General features: G+C 67.0%; 21 protein-coding genes and 1 pseudogene. 14 read left to right on the top strand and 8 right to left on the bottom strand.

Annotated features, from left to right (window positions below):
- Window positions 1-73: 73 nt before the first annotated feature.
- Window positions 74-349, top strand: coding sequence for a YggT family protein (locus F5544_RS29345; protein ID WP_167476179.1), 276 nt, complete (start codon window positions 74-76; stop codon window positions 347-349).
- A gap of 50 nt (window positions 350-399) precedes the next feature.
- Here F5544_RS29345 and F5544_RS29350 read toward each other — a convergent pair whose 3' ends face one another.
- Window positions 400-1,347, bottom strand: coding sequence for a hypothetical protein (locus F5544_RS29350; protein ID WP_238846728.1), 948 nt, complete (start codon window positions 1,345-1,347; stop codon window positions 400-402).
- 349 nt (window positions 1,348-1,696) lie between these two features.
- Between F5544_RS29350 and F5544_RS29355 the strand changes: the two genes are divergently transcribed.
- Both F5544_RS29355 and F5544_RS29360 read left to right on the top strand, forming a co-directional pair.
- Window positions 1,697-2,068: an effector-associated constant component EACC1 gene (locus tag F5544_RS29355; protein ID WP_167476180.1), complete on the top strand. Its 372-nt coding sequence runs from the start codon at window positions 1,697-1,699 to the stop codon at window positions 2,066-2,068.
- Window positions 2,055-6,176 carry a caspase, EACC1-associated type gene (locus tag F5544_RS29360; RefSeq protein WP_167476181.1) on the top strand — a complete coding sequence of 1,374 codons (4,122 nt, stop codon included), beginning with the start codon at window positions 2,055-2,057 and terminating at the stop codon, window positions 6,174-6,176. Before F5544_RS29355 ends, F5544_RS29360 begins: the two co-directional genes overlap by 14 nt.
- A gap of 1 nt (window position 6,177) precedes the next feature.
- Here the strand turns inward: F5544_RS29360 and F5544_RS29365 are convergent, their stop codons facing one another.
- The 3 genes from F5544_RS29365 to F5544_RS29375 form a co-directional block, all read right to left on the bottom strand.
- Window positions 6,178-6,387 carry a YdcH family protein gene (locus tag F5544_RS29365; protein ID WP_167476182.1) on the bottom strand — a complete coding sequence of 70 codons (210 nt, stop codon included), beginning with the start codon at window positions 6,385-6,387 and terminating at the stop codon, window positions 6,178-6,180.
- Between the two features lie 96 nt (window positions 6,388-6,483).
- On the bottom strand, window positions 6,484-6,969 hold the full coding sequence (locus tag F5544_RS29370) for a GNAT family N-acetyltransferase (RefSeq protein ID WP_167476183.1): 486 nt from the start codon (window positions 6,967-6,969) through the stop codon (window positions 6,484-6,486).
- 42 nt (window positions 6,970-7,011) lie between these two features.
- A complete protein-coding gene (locus F5544_RS29375) occupies window positions 7,012-7,494 on the bottom strand; it encodes an NUDIX domain-containing protein (protein ID WP_203217372.1) in 483 nt (160 codons plus the stop codon).
- A 211-nt stretch (window positions 7,495-7,705) separates the two neighbouring features.
- Here F5544_RS29375 and F5544_RS29380 point away from each other — a divergent pair, with 211 nt between their 5' ends.
- The 4 genes from F5544_RS29380 to F5544_RS29395 all read left to right on the top strand — a co-directional run bounded on the left by F5544_RS29380 (window position 7,706) and on the right by F5544_RS29395 (window position 11,400).
- A complete protein-coding gene (locus tag F5544_RS29380; protein WP_167476184.1) occupies window positions 7,706-8,089 on the top strand; it encodes a hypothetical protein in 384 nt (127 codons plus the stop codon).
- A complete protein-coding gene (locus F5544_RS29385) occupies window positions 8,086-8,772 on the top strand; it encodes a PPE domain-containing protein (protein WP_167476185.1) in 687 nt (228 codons plus the stop codon). The genes F5544_RS29380 and F5544_RS29385 overlap by 4 nt, the downstream gene beginning before the upstream one ends.
- A 2-nt stretch (window positions 8,773-8,774) precedes the next feature.
- Entirely contained in the window at window positions 8,775-9,542 is a 768-nt protein-coding gene (locus tag F5544_RS29390; RefSeq protein ID WP_167476186.1) for an ESX secretion-associated protein EspG, read from the top strand.
- A gap of 445 nt (window positions 9,543-9,987) precedes the next feature.
- A complete protein-coding gene (locus tag F5544_RS29395) occupies window positions 9,988-11,400 on the top strand; it encodes a hypothetical protein (protein ID WP_167476187.1) in 1,413 nt (470 codons plus the stop codon).
- A gap of 1 nt (window position 11,401) precedes the next feature.
- Here F5544_RS29395 and F5544_RS29400 read toward each other — a convergent pair whose 3' ends face one another.
- Window positions 11,402-12,073 carry a TetR/AcrR family transcriptional regulator gene (locus F5544_RS29400; RefSeq protein ID WP_167476188.1) on the bottom strand — a complete coding sequence of 224 codons (672 nt, stop codon included), beginning with the start codon at window positions 12,071-12,073 and terminating at the stop codon, window positions 11,402-11,404.
- A gap of 5 nt (window positions 12,074-12,078) precedes the next feature.
- Window positions 12,079-12,474 carry a hypothetical protein gene (locus tag F5544_RS29405; RefSeq protein WP_167476189.1) on the bottom strand — a complete coding sequence of 132 codons (396 nt, stop codon included), beginning with the start codon at window positions 12,472-12,474 and terminating at the stop codon, window positions 12,079-12,081.
- 262 nt (window positions 12,475-12,736) lie between these two features.
- On the opposite strand from F5544_RS29405, the gene F5544_RS29410 reads away from it, so the two are divergent.
- The 4 genes from F5544_RS29410 to F5544_RS29425 all read left to right on the top strand — a co-directional run bounded on the left by F5544_RS29410 (window position 12,737) and on the right by F5544_RS29425 (window position 16,317).
- Window positions 12,737-13,165, top strand: coding sequence for a helix-turn-helix domain-containing protein (locus F5544_RS29410; RefSeq protein ID WP_167476190.1), 429 nt, complete (start codon window positions 12,737-12,739; stop codon window positions 13,163-13,165).
- The gene (locus tag F5544_RS29415; protein WP_167476191.1) at window positions 13,162-14,007 is read left to right on the top strand and encodes an alpha/beta fold hydrolase; all 846 of its coding nucleotides are present in this window, start codon (window positions 13,162-13,164) and stop codon (window positions 14,005-14,007) included. Before F5544_RS29410 ends, F5544_RS29415 begins: the two co-directional genes overlap by 4 nt.
- Window positions 14,008-14,012: 5 nt before the next feature.
- Window positions 14,013-14,732 carry a phosphotransferase gene (locus F5544_RS29420; RefSeq protein ID WP_167476192.1) on the top strand — a complete coding sequence of 240 codons (720 nt, stop codon included), beginning with the start codon at window positions 14,013-14,015 and terminating at the stop codon, window positions 14,730-14,732.
- Between the two features lie 64 nt (window positions 14,733-14,796).
- Complete coding sequence (locus tag F5544_RS29425) at window positions 14,797-16,317, top strand: alpha/beta hydrolase (RefSeq protein ID WP_167476193.1); 1,521 nt, start codon at window positions 14,797-14,799, stop codon at window positions 16,315-16,317.
- Between the two features lie 226 nt (window positions 16,318-16,543).
- Here the strand turns inward: F5544_RS29425 and F5544_RS29430 are convergent.
- A pseudogene (locus tag F5544_RS29430) lies at window positions 16,544-17,479 on the bottom strand (LysR family transcriptional regulator); the annotation flags it as partial.
- A 298-nt stretch (window positions 17,480-17,777) separates the two neighbouring features.
- Here F5544_RS29430 and F5544_RS29435 point away from each other — a divergent pair.
- Complete coding sequence (locus tag F5544_RS29435) at window positions 17,778-18,770, top strand: ParB N-terminal domain-containing protein (RefSeq protein ID WP_203217373.1); 993 nt, start codon at window positions 17,778-17,780, stop codon at window positions 18,768-18,770.
- Window positions 18,771-18,863: 93 nt separating this feature from the next.
- Here F5544_RS29435 and F5544_RS29440 read toward each other — a convergent pair whose 3' ends face one another.
- Window positions 18,864-19,745 carry a C1 family peptidase gene (locus F5544_RS29440; protein WP_167476194.1) on the bottom strand — a complete coding sequence of 294 codons (882 nt, stop codon included), beginning with the start codon at window positions 19,743-19,745 and terminating at the stop codon, window positions 18,864-18,866.
- A gap of 264 nt (window positions 19,746-20,009) precedes the next feature.
- On the opposite strand from F5544_RS29440, the gene F5544_RS29445 reads away from it, so the two are divergent.
- Window positions 20,010-20,672: a papain-like cysteine protease family protein gene (locus F5544_RS29445; RefSeq protein ID WP_167476195.1), complete on the top strand. Its 663-nt coding sequence runs from the start codon at window positions 20,010-20,012 to the stop codon at window positions 20,670-20,672.
- A 2-nt stretch (window positions 20,673-20,674) separates the two neighbouring features.
- The gene (locus F5544_RS29450) at window positions 20,675-21,286 is read left to right on the top strand and encodes a hypothetical protein (protein WP_167476196.1); all 612 of its coding nucleotides are present in this window, start codon (window positions 20,675-20,677) and stop codon (window positions 21,284-21,286) included.
- The last annotated feature ends 69 nt before the right edge of the window (window positions 21,287-21,355 follow it).

A 21,355-nucleotide genomic window follows, 5' to 3' on the forward strand; every position in this document is an offset into this window, starting at 1 on the left:
CGGGCGAACCGGGCACCTCGGCGCCCATCGCGGCGTTTATACAGGTAGATCGGCCATCACGAAGGAGTTGGTCATGAGCCTTATCGGGACTCTGCTCGGGTACGCACTGACGCTGTTCCTGTTGCTGCTGCTCGCCCGGGTAGTGCTGGACTGGGTCGCGGTGCTGGCCGACAGCCCCAGCTGGGCCAACAAGGCGCGGGCATTCACACATACCTGGACCGAGCCGGTAATCGCGCCGGTGCGGCGGGTGCTGCGGCCGATCCGGGCCGGCGGACTGTCCATCGACCTGGCGTTCACGGCGGTGTTCATCGCGGTGCTGATCCTGCGCGCCATCGCGTTCAGCCTCTGATCGCCGATCCCGGCCGCCGAACAAAAGGCGACCGGGATTGCCGACGTCGCTCAGCGCACGAACATCGCGCCCGCGACGAAGGTGACGATCAGCAGCATCGCGCAGACGGTGACGAGCTGCCAGTGCCCGATCGTGGTCTGCATGCTGCGGATGGTGCTGCGCAACGCGTTGTCGACGCGATGGTGGTCGGCGAGTTTGCGCCGCACCTCATCGAGCGATTCGGCCTGCTCCTCGACCGTCTGCTCCGCCCGCTCCAGCCGCGTAGTGAGCTTGATGAGCTGTTTCTGCTTGTCGCGCACCGATTTCCGGGACAGCGCCAGTGCGGTGCGCTGGTTCACCAACTCCTGCTGCTGGCGGGCGATCACCGCGGACTGTGTTCGCGTGTGGTGCTCCCAGTCGGTCACGGTGGCCCATCCTCCTGTCATCAGATCGCGGTAACCCCAGACCATTTCGCCGGACATCCACTGCTGGATGAACTCGCGGAGCTCGTACGGCTCCCGGCGCGGCGAGACCACCGAGGTGTACTCCACATCGACTATGCCCCGTTCCACCCGATAATCCACACCGGAGGGCGCGAAATCGGCGAGGCCGAGCGCGGGCAGATGATCCACCCAGTAGCCGGGCGGGCACAGCCACAGCACGCCGTCGAGTCCCTGGGCGCGCAGCCGGGCGGTGTGTTCCTGCGCCGCGCCGCGGTCGAGCGGAGCGGTGCGCACCTCGATGGCGTACTGCCGCTCGCCCATTCGCCAGTAGATATCCACCGGGAGCGGGCCGACGCGCTGGTCCACCTCGGCCGCCTCGGCGCCGTACGCGAGCAGCCTGCCGACCAACCAGTATTTGAGACGCCGCACATCCCATTGCGCCGCAACGCATTCGGCGCACCGGCAGCTGTAACCCGACTGGTCGCCCGGCGTTCGGCGCTGTCCGTCCGCAATACCCAACTCGGCGAGCATCGCCCGACGCCCGCAAGCCGGATCCGCCCGCTGCTTCGTTCTCACGACCACTCCCCTACCCATACCACCGCAGGCGCGGATACCCACGCCATAGATCAAGAGTGCATAAGACTTCCCGGCCTCGCCAGCCCCCTATACCCCGCGCTCGGGTGCGGCGGAGCCGCAAAACCTCCGGTGACCTGCCGAAGAATGGTACACACCAGGCGCTTTCACGCACGACGGGAGAGCTTCACCACAATAAGTTCCGAGACATTGACCTTTACCGCCAATTCTCCGACGCGCGGTAGTCGGTGCGTCATGTGCAACACAATCTCGTGTCGCCACGAAACAATATCGGTACGACGTGACGATTGTCATGTCACACTGGCGGCACACCCGTGGGGAAGGACGGATCGTGGAGCTGTTGGTCGCGGTGCACGGCGCCGACGACGATATCGCCGAATTGCATTCGCTGTTCGAGGCGCTGATCGAGGACGACGAGCTGCGGGCGGCGGGCAAACGTCTCGAACCGGGCGCGGCCCACCCGCAGACGCTCGGCGCCGAGGAGATCATCCGGATCGTGCTGGACTCGCCCGCCCTGTGGACGGCGCTGTCCACCTGTGTCGCGGCCTGGTTGCAGCTGCGCAGACCGCGCCTGCGCCTGAAATTCACCCGGCCGGACGGCTCGACGGCCGAGATCGAGGCCGACGACGGACAGGTCGTCGAGGAAGTCCAGGTGCAGAAGGCGATCGATATCGCTCGCGGAACACAGGATGAGGCTTCCTGATCCGGATCGCTCGTACGCCGTACTGATCGGAACGGCCCGCTACGGCGCGGATTCCGGCTTCCCCTCCTTTTCGTCGATCGCCCGCAGCGTGCGTGATCTCGGCGAATTCCTGCGTAACACAACGGGACTCACCAACGTGGTGGAGATCGTGGATCCGCCCGACCCGGTGTCCTTCGCGACGGCGTTGACCGCGGCCGCCGATGCCGCGACCGATCTGCTGCTGTTCTACTACGTCGGCCACGGCGTCGCGGTCGGCAACGAATTGCACTTGGCGCACAGCGGATCACACGCCGAGCACGTCGCCTTCACCACGGTCCCGTATCCGGCCGTCCGCGCGAAGATCAGGGCTTCGCGGGCTAAGGTGAAGATCGTCGTCCTGGATTGCTGCCACAGCGGAAGGGCATTCGGGCGCGACGTGCTCGCCGGGCCGGAGGTGCTGCGCGAGGCGGCCGACATCGACGGGACCTTTGTGCTCACCGCCACCGACGAGAAGTCGAAATTCGCAGTGGCCCAGGATGGTTCGGGAAGGACGGCGTTCACCGGCGTACTGCTCGACATCATGGCCTCCGGAATACCCGGCGCGGAGCGCTATCTCACCATGTCGGCACTGTTCCGCGAACTGCGCTCCCGGCTACCCGCGGCGAACCTGCCGAAACCCAAGGCGCTGGAACGCGGTACGGCGGCGGAGCTGGCGCTGGCGGTGAACGCGGGCTGGAGCGGTGCGGCACCTGCGATACCGGGCACCGAAACGACCGCCTATTTCGCTCAGATCCGCGATATCGCGCCCGCGGACGAATTACGCGACCGCGACCTGGAACTGGCGACCCTGGCGGCGTTCTGCGCGGGCGACGAGCCGTATCTCTGGTACCGGGCCGGGCCGTGGGCCGGAAAAACGGCGCTGCTGTCCTGGTTTGCACTGCATCCGCCCGAAAACGTGCGCGCGGTGGCCTTTTTCATCACCTCGCGGCTGGCCGCGCAGGCCGATCATCACGCCTTCGACGATGCGGTGCTGGAACAGCTTTCGGCGCTGTTACCGGCCGAGCGGACCACGGTGACCGGCGCGGTCGGCAACCGGGACGCGTTGCGCAGGCATCTGCTGGATCTGGCGGAGCGGCGCGCGATCGAAAGCGGCAAGCGGATCGTGCTGATCGTCGACGGTCTCGACGAGGACCAGGGCGCACCGAGTATCGCCTCGCTGCTGCCGCGCAATCCCGGCCCCGGACTGCGGGTGCTCGTCGCGAGCCGACCCAATCCGCCCATCCCCCTTGATGTTCCGGACGATCATCCGCTGCGCGCCTGCACCCGGCTCACGCTGAAGCGCTCGCCGTGGGCCGGTGGCATCATCCACGCCGCGCAGCTGGAATTGCGGCGCCTGCTCGCTACGTCCGACGACACCCGGCGGATACTCGGATTGGTCACGGCCGCAGGCGGTCTCACCAGTCCAGAGCTCGAAGACCTCACCCAGCTACCTCCGTTCCGGCTCGAGGAGATACTCGGCGGCGTCACCGGCCGCACCTTCCGTACCAGAATGAGCGCGTTCGTCCCGGACCACATCAACCTGCTGGCCCACGAGACATTGCAGCAGGAATCCGAAAACGCTCTGGGCAAAACCCTTTTGGACCGCTACCGGAGCGAGATCCACGCATGGGCGGACCGCTACCGCGCGGACGGCTGGCCGGAGCACACGCCGAGTTATCTACTGACGCGCTACTTTTCGATGCTCAAGGCACTCGGGGACGTACCGAGGATGACCGAGCTGGCGCTGGACGCCGACCGCCACGATCGGATGCTTCACCTCACCGGCGGCGATATCACCGCGCGCACCGAAATCGCCGCTGCGGCCGAAATCGTTGCGCGACAGCCAGATCCGGATGTACTCACCCTGTGCAGGCTGGCCATGCGGCGCGACCGGCTCCGGCTGCGCAGCGCGAATATCCCGATCATGCTGCCCGCCGCCTTCGCTCGGCTGGGCGAATACGATCGTGCCGCCAGCCTGGCGAACAGCATTCCGGACCAGCTGCACCGGACCCGCGCCCATATCGCGCTCGTGGCGGTACCGCGCACCGCCGCCGAGCACGAGCGCGACCGCGTACTCGCCGAATCGCTGATCCGGGAGGTGCAGGACGGGGTCACCCGGGAGGGCCTGTACACCGATCTCATCGGCGCGCTGTTATCGGTCGGCGACAGCGACAATGCCGAGAAATTGCTCGCGGAGGTCACGTATCCGCCGTATCTGCCGCGCGCGCTGACCGGATTCGTGCCGGTCTGGCTGGCCGCCGGGCGGGAGGAGGACGCACGGGACACCGCCGCGAAGATCGAATTTCTCGCCGAGCGGTTCCTCCCGGCCGAGAGCCGGGATCGGGCTCGGGTGCTCGCGGCCGAGGCGTTGGCATCGATCGGTGAGTACCACCGCGCCGAGGCGGTCGCCCGCGCGATCGGGGACAAGAGCATCCGGATCGAGGGTTTGGCGGGCGTCCTCCGGCGGGCGGCCGCTGCCGATCAGCTCGACCAAGCGGGTGAACTACGCACTGAACTGAGCGAATTTGTCACGGGTGCGGCCGAGCCGAGGTTTCGGCTGGATCGGCTGGACAGTCCTGCCCTACCCGCGCTCGTCTCCGCGCTGGTCGACTCGGGCGATGCCGACAAAGCACGACGCGCACTCGCCCGCCTCGTACCGGAACCCGGCGAGACGGACAGCCCGCACCCGCCTTTCCCAGAAGTGGTTGCTGCCCTTGTCGCAACCGGTTCGCTGGATACCGCCGAGGAGTGCGCCCGCACAATCGAGGTCTTCCCGATCCGCGCCGGTGTACTGACCGATCTGATCCCCGCGTTCCTGGCGGCGGATCGGCTTCAGGAGGCCAGGGCATTGGCCAACGAGGTGGAGGTATTCGCCAACCGTCTCGACCGCCCTTGGCCGCGGGCCGTTATGCTCAGTGCGCTCGCACGGGCGCTGATCAGCGCAGGCGCGTTCGACCTCGCGCGCATATCCGCCGCCCGCATACGACCGAGTTCATACCGCATTTGGACGTTCGCGGAACTGGCGAAGGCAATGCACGACACCGACGCCGCCAGCGAACTGTCACACCTCACCGAATATCTCGGCGAATACGACTTGGACCAGCGCTGGGTCGCCATTGAATGGGCCGACTTCGATACATCGGACGCACAACTGATCGAAATGGTTCGCGCACAGGCGTGGATTCCGCACAATGACGACGCATTATCGCCGGAAGCTGGCGTCGACGTCGCGGTCCACATCGCGCTGCTGCGGCACAGTGGCCCGATGCTGCGGCGTTTGGCCACGGTCCTCGTCGAGATCGGCCGGATCGACCGTGTGCTCGACCTGCTCGCCCGCATAGACGATGTCGGACAACGCATCTCGATCATTGCCGACTTCGCCGAACATCTGACCGCCGCGGGCGCCGGAGCTCAGGTGCGCGAACTCTTACTCGCGGCGGAACAGCCGGTGTCCGAACTGCCCGAGGATGTGCAGCCGACGACCAGAACCGAGCTGGGCATCGCGCTGGCCCGGATAGGCGATATCGAGCGGGCCGATCGCACCGCGCGCGGGTTCGACGACGTGCCGGGTCGAGCGCAGATCCAGACCGAGATCGTCGCGGCCCTGGTCCGGTCCGGCGATATCGACGCCGCATCCGCGCTCGCGGCGCGAATCAGCTACGTGCACGCCAATATTCACGCCGACCTCGTCCTCGTCCCAGCGATAGCCGAACGCGACGGTAGCGCCGCCGCATGGCAGCGTTTCGAAAAGGCCGAGCGTTCCGCACGGGATATTCACAACCGGGATCAGGTCGCGCTGCACCTGGTGGAAACCGCGCTGCGGCTCGGCGATACGACGCGCGCCACCGCGTGCGCGGCGCTCGCCGATTCGCCGGATGCCCGTGCCGAGGCGCTCGTTCAGGTGGCGCAGGTGCTGGTGACCGAATACCGGCAGGCCGCCGAGTCCGATCGACTTGTCCTGCGCCCCAAGATCGTTCGCCTGCTCGCCGAGATCTGGAACGGCGCCGAATGGTACCGGCCGCTGGATGTGCTGGCCCGGCTGGATCCCGGCCTGCTCACCACGATCGCCGACGAGGTGCTCGCGCCCTGATTCAGTGCGTGCCCAATTGGGATTGCAGCATGACGATCTGATCCTTCGCCAGCAGCTTTTCCTTTTTCAGGCGGTGCAGGACGAGATCGTCGATGTCGGGGCGGGACTGCAGCTGTTCGATCTGGCGGTCGAGCCGTCTGTGTCGTTCCTGCAGCTCGGCCAGCCTGTCGAATTGATCTTGTTGCGAGGTTCCGTCCGGGCCAGTTGCCATATCTGCCTCCTCCGCAAATCCATGGTATCGGACCAAATATGCTGCGTAGGAGGGTTTGTCGGGTTCGGTTTCGCTCGTCCGCGATGCGTCGACCGCTCAGAGCTCGCGGTACATGACGTGCAGGCCGACGCGTCCCTCGGCCGGATGCCGGAAAGCGCCCGGCACGGTGCCGATGATCTCGAAACCGAGCCGGCGGTAGAGCTCGACCGCCCGCCGGTTGCTGGCCGCCACCGCGTTGAATTGCATTCCGGCATAACCGGATTCCTTCGCCCAGGCGAGAACGTATTCGACGAGCGCGGCGCCGACACCGTTGCCGCGCGCGTCGGCGGCCACCATGAAGCTCGCACTGGCCACGTGCGAGCCCGGTCCCGGACGGTTGGCGTAGGAGTTCGCGGTCCCGAGCACACGATCACCCGCCACCGCCACCACCGTCGCGCCGGGCGGGCGGACAACCCAGATATCGTGCGCCTGCTGCTCGGTCATCGCCGGGTCGTACGCGAAGGTGTCTCCGGCCCGGACCACCTGGCGCACGATCAGCCAGACCTGCGGCCAGTCCGCCTCGGTGAAATCCCGGATCAGCATGGGGCACACGGTATCCCGGGCACGGTTCGGCCTGCCAATGGTTTATCCGACGGGGAATCCGTACTCCAGGTACGCGGTTGCGCCGAGCTTGCGGGCCCGGCGCGCGGCCAGGGCCCGGCGGGTCATGAAATCCGGTAGGCGCTGGGCGATTTCGGCGTCATCGCTCCACGCCCAGCTGCGCAGTTCCTCGGCTTGAAGTTCGATCGCAGCGGCCGTTCGCGCGGTCAGCACTCCCCCGTCGAAGAGCAGCATGACGCCCTCGCTGTGGTCGCCGCGCGGCGGGATCCAATCCAGCACCAGTAGGGGGCCGAGCGTCACCGCCATCCCCAACTCCTCCTGGATCTCGCGGACGGCGGTGGCATAGGGCGATTCATCCGCCTCGACCACGCCGCCGGGAAACTCCCAGTGGTCCTTGTAGGTCGGCTCGACCAGTAGGATCCGATCCGATTCGTCGACGAACAGCGCACCCGAACCCATGCGCTTGCGCGGCAACGCCGCCAGGAATTCCGCACTCTCGGTCCGCATACCACCACGGTATGCGGGAAAATGCGATACCGTCCGGAGCCACATCTCGACTCCGCCGAAACGGCGGGCGAAACCGGTTCTCCTTGCCGAGCCCGCGCACCAAAGGTACTGTTTGCGCAGTTCACGGGACTCGTCGCAGATATTTCGGAGCACCGAGACGTTAGGGGCGCGAATGACCGGCAGACCGATGCCCGGCGGAGGGCGCTGAACGATGGACCCGACCGCGCGGTGGCGGCAACTGTTGGATCTCGCGAATTCCGGTGAGCTGCAACTCGATCCGGAAATCGGCCGAGATCTGGACGCCGAATGCGCGGCCTACCTCGACGAGCTCGACAGCATTCGCGCCTCGGCCCGATCCGCCGAACATCTCACCGGCTTCGGAACGATGCCATCGGGACCGATCCTGGAAGCCAAGTTCGCGGGCAAGGTCGACGGGCCCGACAGCGCGCTGCGCAGATCGCTCGATACACATATCGATCAGGTCGAGCTGATGCGCCAGGTCTTCGCCAAGGCGATCGCGAATTACCGGGAGGCGGACCGGAGCACCGCCTTGCGGCTCGACGGCATCGATCTTCCGCGCGAAGGGGGCCGATGAGCCAGGCGGAGTACGCGCGCAGAATCGTTGCGGCACAAGACCAGTGGCTCCGTGACCGGGTCGCCGTCCCGGACGACCCTGCTGCGCGCGAGCTCGAAAACGGTTGTGACCCAAGGTCGATCGCCGATCCGAACCAGGATCTGTACGTGATCGAGACGGCGACGCTCGATGACCTCGTTCAGCGGGTCGAGGCGATGCGGCCGAGTTCGGCGCTGGAGGTATCCCAGCAGTGGCAGCACATCAGCGCGGCCTTCCGGGAGAAGTCGACGGCGTTCGGCGCCGCGATCAGGGCCACCATCGCGGACGGCTGGAAAGGTGCGGCGGCGAATCAGGCCACCGAGGCGATCACCAATTATGTGGATCAGTCACAGCAACTGACGCTGGCGGCCGAACGGATCTCGGCCGTATTGGCGGAATTCGGCGCCGGACTGCTGCGAACCCGGGCGCTGATGCCGCGCACCGGCGACGGTGTACCGGTCCTGAAGGACAAGGCTTTGCCGCCGGAGGGTGTCATGAAGGCGGACGACCACAGCAGATCCGAGGCCGTCGAGGAGGCGAGGCGGGTGCTGCGGACGGTGTATTGGCAGGCCGCGAATCGGGCCGACGCCGGAGTCCCTGTCGTGCCGGACAGTCCGAAAGTCGTGGACAGTCCGCATATTTCGCCGGTGATCGGGGATGACTGACGGTGCGCACCTGGAGGTTCACCGGACAGGAGTTCCAGATCCTCTGGAGCTCATACGACCGTGACCGCCTGCCGTATCCGCTGGCGTACCGACCCGGGTCCGCGGTCGACTGGAACGATCTCGTGCGGCAACGGGAATCGGCGACCAGATCACTGCTGGGCCGATACTCGCTGAATCTGGATCGGGCGCTTTCGGTGCTGCTGGAACCGGAAATACGGGTGGAGTCAAAGGGTTTCGGCGGTTCGGGGCTGGTCGCGGTGTTCCGGTTCCACGGGGTGCTGCGCGACGAGATCGGCGCGACGCTGGTGCAACTGCCCGGAGTCACGGAGGACACCGGCGGCGATGTGCTGATGACGCTGTGCCGCGCCGACGAGGTGGCCGCGGCCGCGGTGGCCGCACTGCCGAAGGCGCCCGCGGGTAAGCGGGCGCCGATCAGCTTCCGCCGCACCGAGATCGCCGCGGACCGGCGGCGCTACGTCCGGCGGGTCGACGAGTACAGCGTCACCGAACAGCTGCACCGGGTGTTCGGGCGGGACCGGTCGGCGGTCGGCGAGATCACCGTATTCCCCGGCGCCGCAGTCGATTCCAGGCCGATGCCGGATGGGCGCGGATTCCTCTGGTCGGATTACGTCGACGACGGGCGCTACTACATCAGATCCGGTGATCCGGTCGTCGCCAAGCCGATGGACGCGAAGATGATGGCGGGCGAGATCGCCCGGCTCGTCGACGCGGTCCGCCGCCGGGGTGCGCAGATCGAGACGCGTTCCTGAGCGGCCCGGCGAAAAAGTTCTGCCGCGTGGAATCACCTTGATCTGGGCGTGATTCGGCGGTGGCGGCCGACTTTTCGAACATTCCACGCATTCGCTGCGAGTTGTCGGACAACCGATTGTCGCGGTTTTCAACGGGTCGTCCGATGGGTATCCGGAATGGTGATCTAGGTCCGGATTGATGGTACGTGCAGCCCAGGTCAACCGACCAGCAGCCGACACCCCAGGCAGTCCGCGCTAATCGCTCGATATTTGCCCGTAAGACTGCACAGTCTGCAAGGATTGGCCACCCCGGTGCGGTCCGCGAAAAGTGGCGAGTAGCGTGCGGCGGCGAGGAACCGATACCTGGGGTGTTCAGCGGTCGTCGCGCGCACGACCTGTTTCCGGATACGCGGATAGAATCGGGCGGCCGAGCGCGAGCCCGGGCGATACGGGGAAGAGGAACTGGATGGAGCACGGTCAGCAGGGCACCGAGTCGGTCGGTGCGATGTTGTCGAGCATTGCGGCGGCGCTGCGCGAGTTCAGCGACAAGCTGGACGAGGTGGCGGGCCGAGTGGACGGCGACCGCGGTGTCGAGGCTCGGCTGGCCAAGCTTGAGGCGTGGGCATTCCGTGCCGGACAAGACATTTCGGGCATAGATTCTCGGCTGGACCGAGTCGAGTCCGACGGGCCGGGCGAGGCGGGCCCGCAACCCGCGGCCGACACCGGTCCGTTCACCAGGCGTGGCGAGACCGTGCCGACCCGCGGCGGCAATCTCTTCACGCCGCCGGTCAAGGCCGAGCAGGCCGATGCGCGCAAATCCGCCCCCGCGCCGCTCGAACCGCAGACCACCGCGCTGGAGAGCATTCCGGCTGTCCGCGAGCCGGGCGCCGCGACACGGACCAACGCGCGTCAGCCGTTCCCGAACGCGCGGGACCGGATACCCGCAGCGGCGCACGCGCCGCGAGACGCCTACCCGACCGGTTCGGCCCAGCGGGAATCCGGTGCGGCGACGGGCGAAACCGGTGCGGCGCACCGGGATTCCACCGACTCGCAACCGGAGCCGGGTCTGGCGCCGCGGGAATCCAGCGCACCGCAGCTCGGACCGGGTGCGACACGCCAGCCGTTCCCGAGCCTGCGCGAGAGTTCGGCGCGGGACACCACGGTGCCGCGCGAGCCGATCTCCACCGGGCCGGAGATATTCACCGTGTCCGAAAGCGGCGCGCATCGCACCGCCGAGAACAGCGGGGGCTTCCCGAGCGTCGAGATGCCGTCGGAGAACACCGGATTCGCCGCGCCCAAGTCGTATGCCGAAACCAACGGCGCGACCACGGGCTTCACCGGGCTGTCGGGCGCTGCGGCACAATCGAATTCGGGCGAATCCGGAACTCGTGAGTCCGCGCTGTCGAATCCCGCGCAGGGTTCCGGGCTTTCCGGCTCAGGTTTCTCGGCGGCCACCTACCAGAGCAAGTCCGAACCGGTCGGCTACGAAAACGGCTCGACGCCAAAGGGTCTCACCTACGAGAACACGCAGCCGGGACTCACCACCTCCTACGGCGCCGGGTCGACGAATCTGACCGGCAACTACGACAGCCAGAGCCAGGGCTCCTACGAAAACTTCGTCGCACCCGAACAGAACGGCGCCTCCCTCACCGGCTCGCACCGCGCCGCCGACGAGGACCGCAGCCACGTCGACAAACTCCAGGCCATGCTCGACGAACTGAAGAAGACGGCGGGCATGTCCATCGGCCGCTCCGATGTCTTCGGCCCACCCGCCGTCGACCCGACTCCGACTCCCCTGCCGACCCGCGACACCAGCGAACCTCGCCGCGACTATCGCCTGTCCGGTCCGCCGCCCCGTCTCGAACCCCCCAGCGCCTGATCTAGTTGCCGAGGTCCTGGATGAGGTCCAGGGCCGGGTAGAGAACGGCGCGCAGCGGACGCAGTCTCGACAGCGCCACGACGCGTTCGACGAGTGGGGCGGTTCGGCGGATCAGCAGTCGGGTGCGTTCCTGGCCGGGGCTGCGGTCGTGGACCCAGAACAGCACGATCCCCATGTGGGCCAACCACAGCAGATCCGGCAGTTCGGCCAGCAACCGCTTGTCGCCCTTGACGTCGGTGCCGATGACCAGGTCGGCGATGATGGCGGTGGATGCCTCTCGGGCGGGCCGACTTTCGTCGCTGAACGGGTTGAGCGGGCTGGTGGGTTCGGCGGCGATGGCGAAGAACTTGCCGCCGAATTCGTGGTAGGGGGCGGCGACGTCGACGAAGGCCAGCTCCATCGTCTGCCATCGGGTGGCGAGGGAATCGCCGCGGATGGTCTGCTCGACCCGCTGTTGATGCAGGGTCTGAATGTGTTGGTAGAAACCCTGAACCAGGTGTTCCTTGGACGTGAAGTAGTAGTAGGCGTTGCCGACGCTGACACCGGCTTCGCCCGCGATCGCGCGCATGGTGGTCTTCGTATAGCCGTTCTGCTCGAACAGTCGAAGGGCGGCATCGATGATCTGCCGGCGAGTTTCCTCACCGCGCGCGGTCGTGGGCTCAGGGCGGGTCATGCGGCTCAGGCTAACCAGGCCCCGTCGACCGGCATCGTGGCGGCGGTCTGCTTCTCCTGATGCCTGCCGCGGCGGATCTTGTTCAGGGCGATCAGGTTCGCGAAGTGCATACCGCCGAGCACGAGCAGGACCATACCGAGCTTCATCGCGAGTTCCTCGATCGCGACGCGCGCATCGCCGACCGGGCCGCTGATGCGCAGGGCCAGCGCCACGAAGCCCGCGTTGACCAGCCAGAACCCGATGACCAGCAGATGATTCACGGCTTGGGCGAGGTCGGTGTCGCCATTCATGACATCCACCAGAAACCGCGCCCCGGTCCGGTGCAGGGTGCGTGCCACCCAGAACGTGACCGCCAAGCTGACGATTACGTAGACCGCGTATGTGACGACGATGAAGTTCATTGTCCCAGCTCCTTGCAGATTTGAACGTGTTCAACTAGGAGCTTAGATCGGTACTTGAACGCGTTCAAGTGTGAGTGCCGCGACATCGGTGGGACCAGAGCAGGTTGCCGTCGCCTTCGACTGGGTCGGCGGAGAAGCCGGATCATCGACGATGCGGCGCGGCGGGCACGGCCAACTAGGCCACACTCCCGATGCATATCTTCTCTATTTATCCCTACCACTCCCTATTTTCCACATAAATAGGGAGTGATAGAGTATTTTCATGGCAGAACCCCTTTACTCCGTCGACCAGGTAGCCGAGCGGCTCGGGCTGCACGTACGCACCGTGCGGAACTATGTGCGCGATGGACGGCTCAGGGCGGTGCGGATCGGGAAGCAGTATCGGATCGCGCAGTCGGATCTGGAGGCGTTCACGGGGGGACCGGTTCCGGCCGCGGTGCGGGAAACGGTTGTGCGGCAACGGCACAGCGAGGTGTCGGCGATCGTGGAGGTGGACGCGATCGATCGGGAGCTGGCCAGTCGGCTGGCGCTGCTGGTGACGGGCGCGGCCAACGGCGGCAACACCGACCAGCCGCTACGCGTCCAAACCGGTTACGACGAGGAGCGTGGCCGGATGAAGGTCATCATCCTCGGCGGTCTCGCCGATACGGCGCGGCTGCTGGAATATATGGAGGGGGTACTCGACTCATGAGCACTATCTACAAGTCGGACGCGGGTGCGGCCGAGATACAACGGCGGTATGCGGAAGGGCTGCGCGAGTGGCCGGTCCCCGCCGAATACCTGCGGGTGCCGACGCGGCAGGGCGAAACCTTCGTTATCGCCTCCGGCCCGGCGGAGGCGCCGCCGGTGCTGCTGTTGCACGGATCCGGCGGGAACTCGGCGATGTGGCGCGGCGATATCGCCTCGTGGGCAACGCATTTCCGCGTCTACGCGATCGACATCATCGGCGAACCCGGCCGGAGCGCGCCGACGCGCCCGCCGCTGGACTCCGATGCGATGGCGGACTGGCTGGACGAGGTGCGCGAAGCGCTCGGCTGCACCGGCATGGCGATCGTCGGCATTTCGCTCGGCGGGCTGGTGGCGGCCCACTACGCGACCCGCAATCCCGAACGCGTGCATCGGCTGGCGCTGCTGTGCCCCAGCGGCATCGGGCGCCAGACCATGGGCTGGGTTGTCAAGGCGCTGCCGCTGCGACTGTTGGGGCGCAACGGTTTACGTCGGATCGCCCGGCTCGTCACCGGACTCGACGGACCGCGATACGAATCCGCGCTCGACACCTCGGTGCTGACGTTCACCCACTACCGGCCCCGCACCGAGCGGTTGCCGATCCTCCCGGATGCCGCGCTGCGGCGGCTGACCATGCCCGTCCTGATCATCGTGGGCGAGCGCGATGTGATGCTCGACTCAGCCGAAACCGCCCGCCAGGCACGGGAATTCATACCGAATGCCACGGTGCGGGTATTGCCCGGCGTCGGGCACGCCATCGTCGAGCAGACCGATGCGGTCCAGCGATTCCTGCTGGATCAGAGCTGACGCGAATGACGGCGTACGACCGAGGCATCGTAGTGGCGGGCGACCGGGTGTTCCGCCCGCCACCGCCACGCGCCGAATTCGTGCACGAACTGCTCGGGTACTTCGCCGAAGCCGAATGGCCCCACGCACCGAGGTATCTCGGCAGCGACCCGCAGGGCCGTGAAATCCTCTCCCACATACCCGGTTTCGCCGGATCGGAACTCACCGAAGAGGTGCGGTCGCCGGCGGCGCTCGCCGCGGTCGCGCGGCTGGTGCGCGAATTCCACGACTTGACCGCAGGGCACCCACTGGCCGGATCCGGTGAGGTGGTGTGCCACAACGATTTGTCGCCGAAGAATACGATCTACCGCGCGGCCGTACCCGTCGCGCTGATCGACTGGGATCTGGCGGCGCCGGGTCGCCGCATCCACGACGTCGCGCATTTGTGTTGGCAGTACGGCGATCCCGGCCCGGACGCCGGGGTACCCGTTGTGGCGCAACGCATGCGGGTGATCTGCGACGCGTACGGCGTCGCGGCAGCCAACCGGGCAGAGCTGATCGACCCACGAGAGCTGATCGACACAGTGCTCTGGTGGCAGGACCGGTGCCGGCGCGGCATCGAAGACGATCCGGCGCTGGCGCACCTGCGGGCGGCCGGAGTTCCGGAACGGATCCGCGCCGCACACCGCTGGGTAACCGATAATCGCGACCCGCTCGCCCACGAGCTCGCGCACGATAACCGATGACCCCGCACGGCCCTTCCCAAACCGGGGGGTTGGTAGTTACTTCCGACTGGTCTACGTTGTTCTGGTGGACGACCGCCCAGCTCGGCGAAATGCCTGGAAGACAGGGAGATTCGGCTGCACCGCGGTATGGTGCGGCGGCGCGGCGCTGATCTTGGTCGCTGCGCTGTGCGTCGCGGCCGACACCACCGGCTTGGCGCGCTACTACCAGCAGCGCCTGCACTGGCATGCGTGCAAGGACGACGGCCTGGCTAAAGAGGGCGCCAGCTGCGCCGAGGTCATGGTGCCGCTGGACTACGGCAATCCGAGCGGACCGACGCTCAGCGTCGCCATCTCCCGGATCGAGGCGCGGGACAAGGCGAATCGGCGCGGGATACTGCTGAGCAATCCCGGCGGGCCCGGCGGTTCCGGGATGGACGCGTTCGATCTGATCGGCGATGTGCTCGAACCCGATGTGCTGGCCCGCTACGACCTCATCGGATTCGATCCGCGCGGGGTCGAACGCTCGGGCAAACAGCAGCGGTGCGGCTGGCCGGTGGCCAACCCGATCCGGTCGGCGGGTGTCGACCGGGCCGGATTCGTCAGCGAGACCTTGCTGCAAGCCGATCTGGCGGCGAGTTGTCTACAGCGCGACCAGAACTGGATGCGGCACCTGTCCACCCGGAATACGGCGCGGGATATGGATGTGATCCGCGGCGCACTGGCCGAACCGCGGCTCAGCTACTACGGCCTCTCCTACGGAACGTATCTGGGCGAGGTGTACACCCAGCTGTTCCCGGGACGGTCCGACCGGATCGTGCTGGACAGCGTCATCGATCCGGACCGCTATTGGCTCGGGCTGCAACAGGATTGGGGTCCCGCGGTGGAGGCGGGCTTCGACGACTGGGCCGCGTGGACCGCCGACCGCGACGAGACGTATCACCTGGGCGCGTCGGCGGGCGAGGTGCGCGGCACCGTCGAGGCGCTGATCGCGCACGCGGCCGAGACGCCGATCGTGGTGGAGGGGTTCGCCTTCGACGACCACCTGATACCGAATCTGCTGTGGGAGATGCTGCGCGACGCCCGGCTGAACGAGCCCGTCGCGCAGATGATGCGCGCCCTCGCCGACGCGGCCGAGGGACGCGCTCCGGACGTGCCGAAACGATTGCACCAGCAGATCGTTTCCGCGAAGGAGGACGAGTATTCGGTCATGGCGCAGATCTGGTGCGCCGACGCGCCGATGCCGCGCGATCCGGCCTGGTATTGGGATGCCATCCAGCGAGCCAGGCCCACCCAGCCGATATTCGGCGCGCTGGCCAACAATATTCAGCCGTGCGCGTTCTGGCCCGCGCCGCTGGAACCGCCGACGGTGGTGCGCAATGCGGTGCCCGCGCTGATCCTGCAGGCCACCGGCGATAACCGCACACCGTACCGGAACGCCGTCGCGCTGCATCGGCAGATGACGCGATCGCGCCTGATCACCCTGCGGAACACCAGGATTCACATGGTGTTCCGCACGGGGCTGAGCACCTGCGTCCTGGAAACCACCAACGCCTACTTCCGCGACGGCACGATCCCAGCCGCCGACCTCGACTGCGACCCGAACTGATCAGCTCGCCGACCGCGCGGAACCCGTTGTCCGCGGGGTGATCCGGAGCGGCCGGGCGACCTCGGCCGGCCGATTCAGCGTGCCGCGCACCAACTCCCGGAACCACCGGTGCGCGCTGTCGGCGGAATTGCGCGGATGCCAGGCGATCCCGATCGGCACCTCGGGCAGGCAGCGGAATCTCGAAGGCGCACAGGCCCATCGCGGGCAGAGCGGCGGCGGTGAGCGCCGCGGGGGCCGGACAGACCAGATTGCCCGACCGGACCGCGAACAGGGCCGCGGACAGCGTGGGCACCGTCGCGACCACCCGGCGGGTGCGACCGTGCAGGGCGAGCCGCTCATCGATCGCACCCTGCGCGCGGCCGGTGCGGGAGATCGCGAGATGGGGCGCGGAGGCGTAGGCCGCCACCGAGACGCGTCCGGTGGCGAATCGGTGCTGCGCCGATACTATGCCGACCATTCGGTCACCGAGCACCCGCTGCACGGTGATCTCCGGATCGGAATGTTCCAGCACGCCGACCTCGATATCGATATGCCCGGCGCGCAGGGCGGCGGCGCCGTCGCGATCGTCCGGCAGAAAGCGCACCGTCACGCCGGGCGCCTCGGCATCGATGGCGGCGAGCAGCGGTGCGGCCAGATCGGTGAGCACCATATCGTCGGCTTGGACGGCGAAGGTGCGCTTCAGGGCGAGCGGATCGACGGGCGTGCGCGGAGCGAGCAGGGTGCGGCCGTGTTCCACCAGCGCCCTGACCTCATGCCGCAATTCGACGGCGCGCGGGGTGGGGGTGAGCCCGCGCCCGGCCCGCACCAGCAGCGGATCGCCGAGCGCCTGCCGCAGTTTCGCCAGTGTGCGGCTCATCGCGGGCGGTGAGGTCCCCAGCCGCTCGGCCGCGGCGGTCACGCTGTTCGTCTCCAGCAGCGCGTCCAGCGCCACCAACAGATTCATATCCAGCGGGTCCACCCCTGGATTATCGCCATCGGAATGATCACTCGGCAAAGTTCCGCCCCTGATAATCCGCGCAGGCCACCCGGTCTTGATGACACAGGTACCGACCGCCCGAGAGCGGCCGACGAGCCCGAATCCGGACGATCGGCGACGAGCCGTAAACGGCGTAACCATCAGCCGGTCGATGGTCGCAATTGTGAATTCGCCTTTACGGCACATTTACCGGATGTAACCGTTCGGGGATTGCCCATACGCCGTTACGCTGCAACATGTTCACGGCCGATTCCGGCGAAAACTGGCTGATTTGCCTATGTTTCGCGGGCGATGCCGCCGGTCATCTTCGCGATCGGTACAGGGCCGGTGGGATCGCGCCCGGCACCGCGAATTCCCCAGAGCAGACCATGGCGGGGCCGCAGCGGGCCGGTAACCTCCTTCTTTGCAAACGCTTTTCGACTCGACCGCACGGCGCCGGGCCGGCGTGGGCGGCCGGGACATCCCCCGCGGCAGGGAGGACTCCATGCGGACGACAAAGATGTCCGAGTGCCACCGCATGCCGGATGGCGACGAGACCGTCGAAATACGGTTGGACGCTTTGGTTCTGGCCGGTTCGCCCCGGTTGACCGGGGAGGACTACGCCCACATCCACGCGCTGGCGGAGACCGACGAGCCGCTGCCTCCCATCCTCGTACACCGGCCGAGCATGCGAGTGGTCGACGGGGCGCACCGGGTGGGCGCGGCGCGGCTGCGCGGCGACGCCACCATCGCGGCGCAATTCTTCGACGGCACCGACAGCGAGGCGTTCATCCTCGCCGTGCGACTGAACGTCAGCCACGGCCTGCCGCTGTCGCTGGCCGACCGCAAGGCGGCGGCCGCCCGGATACTCCGGGAACGCCCGGAGTGGTCCGATCGGGCGATCGGTGCGACAACGGGGTTGTCCCACAAAACCATCGGGGCGCTGCGCCGTTCGGCTGGCGCGGATTCCCAGCCGAACACCCGGATCGGCCGGGACGGCCGAGCGCACACCTCCAGCGCCACCGACGGCCGCAGGCTGGCCTGCGAACTGTTCCTCCGCTCACCCGACGCCCCGCTGCGCGAGGTGGCCAAGGTCGCGGGCGTCTCGCTGGGCACCGCGCACGATGTGCGGCAGCGGCTGCGGCGCGGTGACGATCCGATTCCCCCACGCCAGCACCGCAATTCGCTCACGCGAACATCCGACGACACGGCGCGGTGGCCGTCCGGGACCGCCCAGCCCGGCACAGCCCAGCGCGTTCAGATCAAGGACCCCCGGATCGTGATAGACCGGCTGCGCGCCGATCCCTCGCTGCGATTCAGTGAAGCGGGCCGCGCCCTATTGCGCAGACTGGATTTGTACGCGACCGCCAATGCCGGTTTGGAATCGATGGCGGATGCGTTGCCCGCCCATAACCTGGGCCTGATAGTGCAACTCGCCTATTTGTTCGCCGAGGATTGGCGGAGATTCGCGGCACAGTTGGAGCGCCGCGCGGATTGAGCGGAATGCATTGAAACGCAGCGGATTGAGCGGAATGCATTGAAACGCGATGGTTCCCGCCGATGCGAGCATCGGCGGGAACCATTCAGCCGATTACTCGGTGACCAACCGGCCCATCGAGTGGACCTCGTCCACATCGCCACCGGTGATGAAGGACCACGGCGCGGTGAAGTATCCGCCGTTGCCCCAACCGGCACCCCACGAATTCTCGATGGTGACACCGTTCTCGTCGTACGCGACGATCGTCACCTCGTGCCCGCCGACGACCGACTCGCCCGGTGACGGGTCATAGTAGTAATTGCTCTGGTTCAGGTTCATGAAGCTCTGCCGAACCTCGAACCCGATCGGAACCGGCAGGCCGGACGAAATCGCCTGCTTGATATTCGTCACGACATCTCCGCCCGTCAGATCCCGCGAGCCGGAGAGCTTGTAGTGCGCGGCATTCGCCCGCTCGTTGTCATCGGGCTGGGTGGTGTAATCGAAATCGCCCTGCCAGTAATCGGATTTCGTATCGATACCCTGTTCCTGTTCCATCGGCAGCGCGACCGAGGCGTAGGTGCCCTGATCGTTGCCCTTCGCGATCTGCGCGTAGATGAACATCGGCGCCATCGGGCCACCGCTGATGCCCTGCTCGTTCATCAGCACGCCGTACCCGGTGTAGCCGGTCGCCCAGGTCACGCACGATCCGACCTGACCCTGGTCACCCGGCGAAAGGGCATACTGCTGCAGTGAATACGACGACGGCGGGGTGAGCGAGCCGACCCGGACCGGCAGCGCGGTACCACTGCTGGTGTCGTGGGTCTGCGCGGCCTTCGCGGCGTTGGCGTCGAAGCCGAAGCCGTGCGTGGGCAGGACGGGCGGCGGCAAAGGCGCCGAGGGGCTCGGAGCCGCGACCGCGAATCCGGCGGAGACGAGTCCGACGCCGAGCACGAATGCCGCCGCGGCGGGCACGCATGAATAACGTGTGTAACGCATGGGTTCTCCTGAAATGAGTGCTGAATCCCGGGCCTGTGCCCGATCGCCGGAGTCATCCGGAACAAACCCGGCCGAAACCGGTGGAACCCCATCCGGACGCTCGTTCGCGATGAGACATATAATTGGCCCGGTAGCGCATTCGGGCAAGTGCGTTCAATATGTTCACGGATGTGCCCGCCGATCCGATCGGTTACCTTGGATTTGCGAAGTCCGGACTCGCGCGAATTCAGCTGCCGGATACGGCATTTCGAAAGGATCGGTAAAGTGCGACCGAGATGGATCCTCTTCATTCTGCTGTGTCTGACCATGGTGGCGACTTCCTCGTTCGGCCGCGGTATTTCGGCCGCCGATCCGCAGCCCGCCGGGAAAACGTTCACCGGCCGGTCCACCGGCCTGCGGGTCACTCCGGGATTGCCCGGGGTGCTGGAGCCGCGCGATGCCGTATTCGGTTGGCTGGTGCTGCCGTATTTGCAGCAGGAGCAGGAGTGGGATCAGTGGTGCTGGGCCGCCGACGGCGCGTCGATCGCGAATTACCTCGGCCACTGGATCGACCAGAACGACTATTGCAAGCTGGTGCACGGCGCCGACGCGAACGACGTGTGCCCCAATGACAATGCCTCGCTGGAGGATATCGCCAAGGCCTTCGGCAAGATCGGCTTCGACGCGAAGGTGGGCAGCCCGTTCTCGATGACCAGGATCGTCGAGGAGATCTCGGCCAACCGCCCGATCCTCACCGGCATCGCCTGGGCCGCCGGCGGCGGGCACGCCCAGGTGGTCTACGGCTACGACGCCGATGCCGGGACGATCACCTACGGCGACCCGTGGCCGACCTCGCAGCGGCAGGTCACCCAGACGCTGGCCTCGTATACCAAGAATCCGCAATGGATTTGGTTCGGCGAGGACTACCGGATCGCGCCGAAGGAATGAGAATGCCGACCCTGCACGCGCTGGCGATGCTACTCTTCGCCGCGCTCGCGATCCCTGGATGTGCCGCCGCACAACACGTTCCGGCGAACCAGGCGCACGCCGACACCCCGTGGGCTCCGGATCCCGACGCCGACGCGATAACTCGCGTGCTCGCCTCGCCCGCGGCCGAACAACTCGCGGGTTCTTTCCTGCGCGCCCAGTTTTCGCCCCAAAGTAGTTCGGGCACAGCGCCTTTACGACAGGTCGAGCGAGCGTTGACGGTTTATGCGACCACACCGGGCTTCGTCACCGATCCGCGCACGGCGCTGCGCGACGCGGGGGCGCCCGCCTATATCGCGGTCCCGGTGCGCATCGGGTCGCGGGCGGAAACCGATACGCTGCAACTCGATCCCGCTCCCCCGTACACTCCGCGCGCGGTCGCGGAGGGCAATGAGGAGGCGCAGACGGCGCGACTGCTGGCGGGCGATACGCGGCTGCTGCTGCACTACCCATCGCACACCTGGTTCGGCTGGACCGAAACCCGGGTGGTCGCAATCAGATCCGATACCGATCCGGGAGTGCAGGGCCGGATCTTCGACGCGGCGCAGTTCCGCGCGTGGTTGACGTCCCGCTGAGGCCGCCCGCCACAACCGCCGGTGAAATCGATTGTCTCGAAATATCTTTCACGCGGCGGCCGGGCCCGC

The sequence above is a fragment of the Nocardia arthritidis genome, from assembly GCF_011801145.1.
Taxonomy (GTDB): Bacteria; Actinomycetota; Actinomycetes; order Mycobacteriales; family Mycobacteriaceae; genus Nocardia; species Nocardia arthritidis_A.